Source organism: Candidatus Desulfolinea nitratireducens, assembly GCF_982879505.1.
Genome location: NZ_CEYOSI010000192.1, coordinates 1 through 6,736, shown reverse-complemented (window position 1 = coordinate 6,736; position 6,736 = coordinate 1). Strand labels below are relative to the sequence as shown.

8 protein-coding genes are annotated in these 6,736 nt (G+C 49.7%); 5 read left to right on the top strand and 3 right to left on the bottom strand.

Annotated elements, in window-relative coordinates:
- Nucleotides 1-278: DUF7000 family protein (locus AC3DOM_RS14190; RefSeq protein WP_487919700.1), on the top strand; the 278-nt coding region annotated here is incomplete at its 5' end.
- 91 nt (nucleotides 279-369) lie between these two features.
- Here AC3DOM_RS14190 and AC3DOM_RS14185 read toward each other — a convergent pair.
- Complete coding sequence (locus tag AC3DOM_RS14185; protein WP_487919699.1) at nucleotides 370-1,266, bottom strand: DMT family transporter; 897 nt, start codon at nucleotides 1,264-1,266, stop codon at nucleotides 370-372.
- Between the two features lie 92 nt (nucleotides 1,267-1,358).
- On the opposite strand from AC3DOM_RS14185, the gene AC3DOM_RS14180 reads away from it, so the two are divergent.
- Complete coding sequence (locus AC3DOM_RS14180; RefSeq protein ID WP_487919698.1) at nucleotides 1,359-2,228, top strand: YihY/virulence factor BrkB family protein; 870 nt, start codon at nucleotides 1,359-1,361, stop codon at nucleotides 2,226-2,228.
- Nucleotides 2,229-2,297: 69 nt separating this feature from the next.
- Here AC3DOM_RS14180 and amrA read toward each other — a convergent pair whose 3' ends face one another.
- Entirely contained in the window at nucleotides 2,298-2,870 is a 573-nt protein-coding gene (gene amrA, locus AC3DOM_RS14175; protein ID WP_487919697.1) for an AmmeMemoRadiSam system protein A, read from the bottom strand.
- Nucleotides 2,871-2,908: 38 nt separating this feature from the next.
- Nucleotides 2,909-3,391 carry a flavin reductase family protein gene (locus tag AC3DOM_RS14170; RefSeq protein ID WP_487919696.1) on the bottom strand — a complete coding sequence of 161 codons (483 nt, stop codon included), beginning with the start codon at nucleotides 3,389-3,391 and terminating at the stop codon, nucleotides 2,909-2,911.
- 249 nt (nucleotides 3,392-3,640) lie between these two features.
- Between AC3DOM_RS14170 and AC3DOM_RS14165 the strand changes: the two genes are divergently transcribed.
- The 3 genes from AC3DOM_RS14165 to AC3DOM_RS14155 are packed head-to-tail and all read left to right on the top strand — an operon-like array spanning nucleotide 3,641 to nucleotide 6,668.
- Complete coding sequence (locus tag AC3DOM_RS14165) at nucleotides 3,641-4,459, top strand: N-acetylmuramoyl-L-alanine amidase family protein (RefSeq protein ID WP_487919695.1); 819 nt, start codon at nucleotides 3,641-3,643, stop codon at nucleotides 4,457-4,459.
- A complete protein-coding gene (locus AC3DOM_RS14160; RefSeq protein WP_487919694.1) occupies nucleotides 4,456-5,592 on the top strand; it encodes a L,D-transpeptidase family protein in 1,137 nt (378 codons plus the stop codon). Before AC3DOM_RS14165 ends, AC3DOM_RS14160 begins: the two co-directional genes overlap by 4 nt.
- The gene (locus AC3DOM_RS14155; protein WP_487919693.1) at nucleotides 5,586-6,668 is read left to right on the top strand and encodes a L,D-transpeptidase family protein; all 1,083 of its coding nucleotides are present in this window, start codon (nucleotides 5,586-5,588) and stop codon (nucleotides 6,666-6,668) included. Before AC3DOM_RS14160 ends, AC3DOM_RS14155 begins: the two co-directional genes overlap by 7 nt.
- Nucleotides 6,669-6,736: the final 68 nt, after the last annotated feature.

The following is a 6,736-nucleotide window of genomic DNA, read 5'->3' as shown; positions in this document are numbered from 1 at the left end:
TAAAACCAGCCATCGTTTTCAATCATGATGCCTTTCAATTTGAGATTTGGTTGGCAGCAGCAAATAAAGGGGTTCAATCAAAATACTGGAAAATGATTAAGGAAAGCGGGTGGGATAAATACCAACTTATGCCGACCATAAAAGGCTTTGATTCGATTATAGAGAGTGTGTTGGTTGCTGACCCGGATTTTAGTGATCTGGCTGCTTTAACAAAAGGAATTGAAAGTGGAGTCTTGAAATTCATCAAGGATGTTGAGGTCTTCTTATCTAAAAATTAATGGACTCTGTTGTTAAACCCCTTGTACCGAAAAGATTGCTATTACACAAGAACCCGTTCCCTCGCAGGGAACGGGTTCTTATCATAGAATATTAAACTAAAAATAAAGCCGCCACACCTGTCATCGCGAGTAAGGTCCCCGCCACGGCTCCCCAGCCAAAACGCTCTTTGAAGAAGAAATAGCTGATCGGCAGGAGGAAAATAGGCGGTAATGCGGTCAGTGTGCTGGCGATACCCACTTCAACGCGCTGGAGGGCAAAGAGGGAAAGAGAAACACCGACAAAGGGGCCAAGAAAGGCTGCTGCTATGATAATATAGACACCTTTTGGATCGCTGCGTAATGCCTGAAATGTTGATTTAACTTGCCTTTGAAAGAAGGTCATTCCCCAGAGAAGAACTATCGCAGCCAGCATCCGGATCAAGTTGGCGGAGATTGGCGAAAAGTCGCCGCCGAGTCCGTTTTTGGCGAGGACAAACCCGGTAGCCTGCCCAATTGCCCCACCCAACCCAAGGAGAATTCCGCGCCCATAGTTGCGGTCGTTTCGGCTCTTTCCGTTTCCTTCCAGTACGACCCAACCAATCCCGGCCAGGGTCAGCAGAATTCCGAAGATCTGTCCGCCCGAGAGGGATTCTCCCAGGAATACCCATGCTTGCAACGTGGCAAGGACGGGGGCAAGACTCATCATCAGCATTGTCAGACGTGGTCCGATCAGGACAAAAGCCTGGAATAGAAATAGGTCGCCGAGGACAAGGCCGACCACGCCAGAAAGACCGAGCCAGAACCAACGGTCGGGAGCAGCATCGAGGGGCCAAATATTGCCGAGCAGGATCCAATGCGTAAGGCTGAGAAAAATCGCTGCGATGATCAGACGGGTGCGGTTGACTACAACAGAGCCAAGCCGTCGACCTGCAGCGGTAAATAGGGTTGAGCCAATCGCAAAGGTCAAGGATGTGCCTAAAGCGGCAAGTTCGCCAAGATATGCTTCCAAAAGTTTTCTCCTGAATGGGTTGGAAAATATTGCCCGATTATACCGCCAGAAATGGTTTTCCTCTTTTGTAAAAATCCCCTATAATCGTTATGATGAAAAAAGAAGAGCATTTCGCAATTTGGCGCAAAGCCCTCAAAGAAACACTTTCGCTCAATTCGGTTCTTGCCGCGGCAGGTATGGCTTATTTTGCCTTCCTATCCCTCTTTCCGGTTATCCTGCTCATTGTTGCGGTAGCAAGCCGTTGGTTTGATCCTCTTTGGGTGGAAAATGAGCTCATCACCCAGTTGGAATTTATCATTCCCGGCTTTACCCAATTACTGGGGGCTAATATTGCCAGGGTCGTTCAGGCACGCGGCTCTGTAACTGCAACAGCCTTAGTGCTTCTGGTCTGGTCTGGTTCGACTCTATTTAGTATTGTTGCCCGAATTTTGGATCGAATCTGGAATGGGCGGAATCTTCGTCCCAGGATTCGCTCTCGGGGATTGGCACTGCTCTTTGTAGGGGGATTCAGCATCGTTATCTTTCCCCTGCTTTTTGTCGGGACGTGGGTCACACCCCTGCTGAAAGGCTTGCTACCGGATCTCCCACTTTTGCTATACCGAGATATGGGGGAGCTATTCTCTGTGCTGGGAAATATCCTGCTTTTTGGGTTGCTCTACCGCCTATTGCCTCATGCTGGCCCCCGTTGGCGTGAAGTCTGGGTGGGTGCAATACCTGCGGGCATTTTATGGGCGATCGCCAAAAGAGTTTTTGTGAGTTATACGGCTCGTTATCTGTTAGCTTCGAACCTGGTCTATGGATCGGTCTCCACGATCATCGCCTTTTTAGCCTGGGTGCATATCAGCGGTCTAATTTTGTTTTTTGGGGCTTATTTGGGGGTGGAGTATGGAGAGAAAGAAAAATCAGTTCCTGAGCGGAGCGTCCAAATGGATGCGCAGACGAAGGACAAAGATAACAAGTAAACCGCTCTTCACCCTTTGGAGTACAGGCGACCGCAATTTCGCTTTGCTTTGTTTCCGCCCAGAGACTTATTACTCGTGAAATTCCTCGACCTGATAGATCAAGACATCCAGTTTTTTGCGACGCCATTGATTGCGGGAAGTCCCCATCTTTTGACAAAGCTGGTCAAGAAAATCTTCCTTTTCTGGTACTTTCTCCCAGACCTGGGGCAGGAAGGTTGCCCGTCGGAGCCCTTCTTTTAATACGACCCCATCCACGCCAGGACGGAGTTTGGCCAGGAGATCATCAGCATCTGCATACTCCAGCGGCATGGGGACGGTCAGTCTTGAAATTTCGATCTTGATCTCATCCAGCTCTTCGAGGCGCAGATTGGGGAAGCGATAATCATCTAATGCAGCGGCGAGGGCATGCTCGCGCACGTCTTCGGCGAGGGATTGGTAGGGTTCAAGCGCTCCGATGCAACCGCGTAATTGGCCGTATCGGGTCAGGGTGACGAAACAGGTCCCCTCCGCCTGAAGGAGGGGTGTTTGGGCTACGGACTCTAAGGGAGGAAGTTTTTCACCGCGTAATCCCAGCTCAAGGGCCTGGCGGGCCAGTTTGAGCAGGGTTTCTTTTTCCTGGAGGGTGAGATTTTTTGTTTCCATAAGGGAGGCAGGTTGAGGGTCGTGGGTGGGGCGCTTATTTATTTTAATTGCTGGTAGCTTTGGTTGCAATATATCAGCGGGTTTCCTTCATCCTGTGAATTAGCAGCCAGGATTTCGCCGATAAAAAGAGTATTTGTTCCCACCGGAATGCTTTGGGAAACACGGCAGTCGAAGAAGGTCAGTCCTCCTGTGATGAAGGGTGCACCGCTGACGAGGGTTTCCAGGTTGAGACCAGCGAGGCGATCATCGGTATCTGGAATACGGCCCGCAAAACGATTGGAGATTTCTTCCTGGTTAGCAGCGAGAATGGTGACGCCAAAATGTCCTGACGCACTGACGAGACCATGCGTACGACTGGTTTGGTAGAGGGAAACAGAAATCAGTGGTGGCTCAAGTGAGAGGGAGGTGAATGAGCTAACGGTCATGCCGTGTTGGGTGCCCTCATGCGCGGCAGTGACGATGGTGATACCGGTAGCCCAGTTGCGCATGGCTTTGCGAAGTTCTTCGGGGGTGATGGTCATTGTTTCTCCGTAGTGTTATTAGATAAGCAGAGTGCACAGATATGAAAAGACAGCTCTGTTGCTCTCTTTTTCTTTTTCATCATACATGTGCGTAAGGCTCTCGTCAAGTTGAGTTCCTGCATATATTGCCCATAAACCTTCCCTATCTGGTCTATAAACATTCCCTGCCATTTTTAATGGAAATAAGGTACTATTCGGATAAGCTTATCCATATATAGATGCTGTTTTTGAGGAAATTTGTAGTTTTTGATGAGAGGAAGAACGTTATTGGAAGAGCAAAATGCCCATCAACCAGAGCCGAGGAAGCGAGGGAACTCTTCCCCGCGTGTGATGCCTGCTGTGTTGGGTGTCGCTTTTTTGATGGCGACCCTTTTTACTGCATGGACGCCAGCCGGTCTCTTTTCAGGAAATCTTTCTGAAAAATTGACGATCATTCTGACTGCGCAACCGGAGAGTAATCCCACAATTAGCGCCTCTTACCCACAATTGCATATTGGCATTGTTTCCGGACATTGGGGATATGACTCTGGTGCAGTCTGTCTTGATGGTAATGGCGAAGTAACTCTGACCGAAGCAGATTTGAATCTCAGGATCGCCACCCTGGTACAGCAAAAATTGAACCAGAGCGGTTTTCAGGTTGACCTTTTGCAGGAATTTGACCCTCGTTTGGATGGCTATAATGCGGTTGCGTTGGTTTCAATTCATAACGATTCATGTGCCTATGTTGACGAGAATGCAACAGGATTTAAGCTCTCCGCGGCGATGGATACACGGGATGTCAACCGCGCGACACGATTAACAGGATGTCTCCGTGACCGTTACGGGCGGACGACAAAATTGCCCTTCCACCCTGGCAGTATCACTTCTGACATGCGTGAGTATCATGCCTTTACAGAGATCAGCGATACGACTATCGCGGCGATCATTGAAGCTGGATTTATGAATCTCGACCGTGAGCTTCTAACCCAACACCCTGAAGTAATTGCTGAAGGGATTGTGCAAGGGATTGAATGTTTTGTTAATAACGAGAGTGTTGATCCCACCCCTGTCCCTACTTATTCCCCATGACCACAAAACGGCAAGCGGCAAAAGAAGCCATCAGACGTTCAAGAATTGCCCTGCGCAAGGGAGATAAAGATTCTGCGCGTCTCTGGGCGGAAAAAGCTGCCTCGCTTGCGCCCAAGTTCGAAGAACCCTGGCTGCTTCTTGCTGCGGTATCTCGACCACAGCTGAGCATCCGTTATTTGGAGCGAGCTCAGGCGATCAATCCGAAAAGCGAACGTGTCCGCAGGGGATTCATTTGGGCAAATAAACGCCTCTCGCAGCGAGTTGGAAAGACCCAGCCTACCCTTGCTGTTAATGGGAGAGCATCTTCTCGAAAAACCCCTCAACCGGATAAAGTCCCGAGTAGCGTTGGGGGACTTCTTCATATTCCTGTCCAACAAATCGAGGAAACGCAACCGATCAAGGCGATCCCCACAAACAGGAATTCTGGGAAATGGCGTCAGTCGCTTCCGGCCTTACTGATGACGATCATTATTGTTTCGGCCGTTTGGGCCTTATCACCGCGTGTAACCTCTTTTGCTGCCACTCTCAATGCTACCGCTACGGCAACCTTGAGCCAGGAGCATTGGGCGCAGGCAGAGATATCTAAACCAACCTACACTCCTTCACCAACGGCGACCTTCACCCCAACGCTTACCCCTACTCTCACTGCTACCCCAACATTTACGCCAATTCCAACAGAAACGCCAATTCCTACGAAAAAACCTCTCCCTGCGAATACAGCTATCCCCGCGCCTCAGCAGGGGCCCGCCCCCAGCGGAGGGAAATATGTCCTCGTAGATATTTCAGAACAGCGTGTTTATGCTTATCAGGGCGATACGCTTGTCTATAAATTTATCGCTTCAACGGGATTGAATAACGCCACCGCGACCGGGAGTTTTAGTATCTTGAACAAAATCCCCAATGCCTATGGCTCAACATGGGATATTTGGATGCCAAACTGGCTCGGCATTTATTGGGCCGGGACTTTGCAAAATGGTTTTCATGCACTACCGATCATGTCGAGTGGTGCCCGGCTTTGGGCAGGATATCTGGGTTCACCGATTTCCTATGGTTGCATCGTGCTGGGAGTCTATGACGCTCAACAACTCTATAATTGGGTTAATGTCGGCACCCCGGTGGATATCCAATGGTAAGTGAGAATCTCTCTCAAGCACAAACCGCCATCCAACAGGCGCGGGCCGCTCTAAAAAAGGGAGATAAAAGAAATACCTATGCGTGGGCGAAAAAAGCTGCCCAGCTCAGCCCCGAGCTTGAAGACGCATGGCTAATTCTTGCGTCAGTCTCTAATCCAAAGGCAAGTATCAAGTTCTTAAGTCGCGCACTGGAAATTAACCCAACCAGTCAACGCGCCAAAAAGGGGATGGCCTGGGCGGAGCGGAGAATGCGTCCACAAGGGAGGCAAACCACAGGCGATGCCCTGAGCGGTCAGTCGAAGGATCCAAGCGCGAAGCGGACGAAACCCATCCCTAAAAAGAAGAGTCGCTTACCCTTGATCTTGCTTGGCGGATTTTTAATTGTCTGTATTATCGGGGCAGTGATTTTGGCTACCAACACATCCCCTGCGATGGCGCTTATCAGCAGCGCCCCCACTGCGACGGCATCTTCCACTCAGCAGCATTGGGCGCAGGGAACGATTGCCAAGCCGACTTATACGCCATCGCCAACAGCAACACTTACCCCCACGCCTACTTTCACCCCTACCCCAACTTATACCCTGACCCCCACCTCAACCTTTACGCCCACACCGACAAATACTTATACACCCACAAATACACCACTGCCGACCAAAACTCCCAATCCGACAAAGACACCGAAACCCGCGCCCACATCTCAATCTCCTGGTGAGATCGGTGGAGGTGAACATTGGATTGACATCAATCTGTCAGAACAGCGCGTCTATGCTTATGCGGGCAATACCCTGATCAACTCGTTTATTGTTTCTACGGGCACCTGGCAAACACCTACGGTAACTGGCAGCTATCGTGTTTATGTCAAGTATCGCTCAACCAGAATGACAGGCCCTGGTTACGACCTGCCCAATGTACCTTATGTGATGTATTTTTATAAAGGGTATGGCCTGCATGGCACTTATTGGCATAATAATTTTGGAACGCCGATGAGCCATGGCTGCGTCAATCTTCGCACCAACGATGCTGCCTGGTTATATAATTTCTCTTCGGTGGGCACTTTAGTGAGGATCCATTATTAGTAGAAATGACTTACCTATCGGATTTTCTTTCTCGACGTGATTTTCTAAAGCTCGCTGGAATTGGCCTT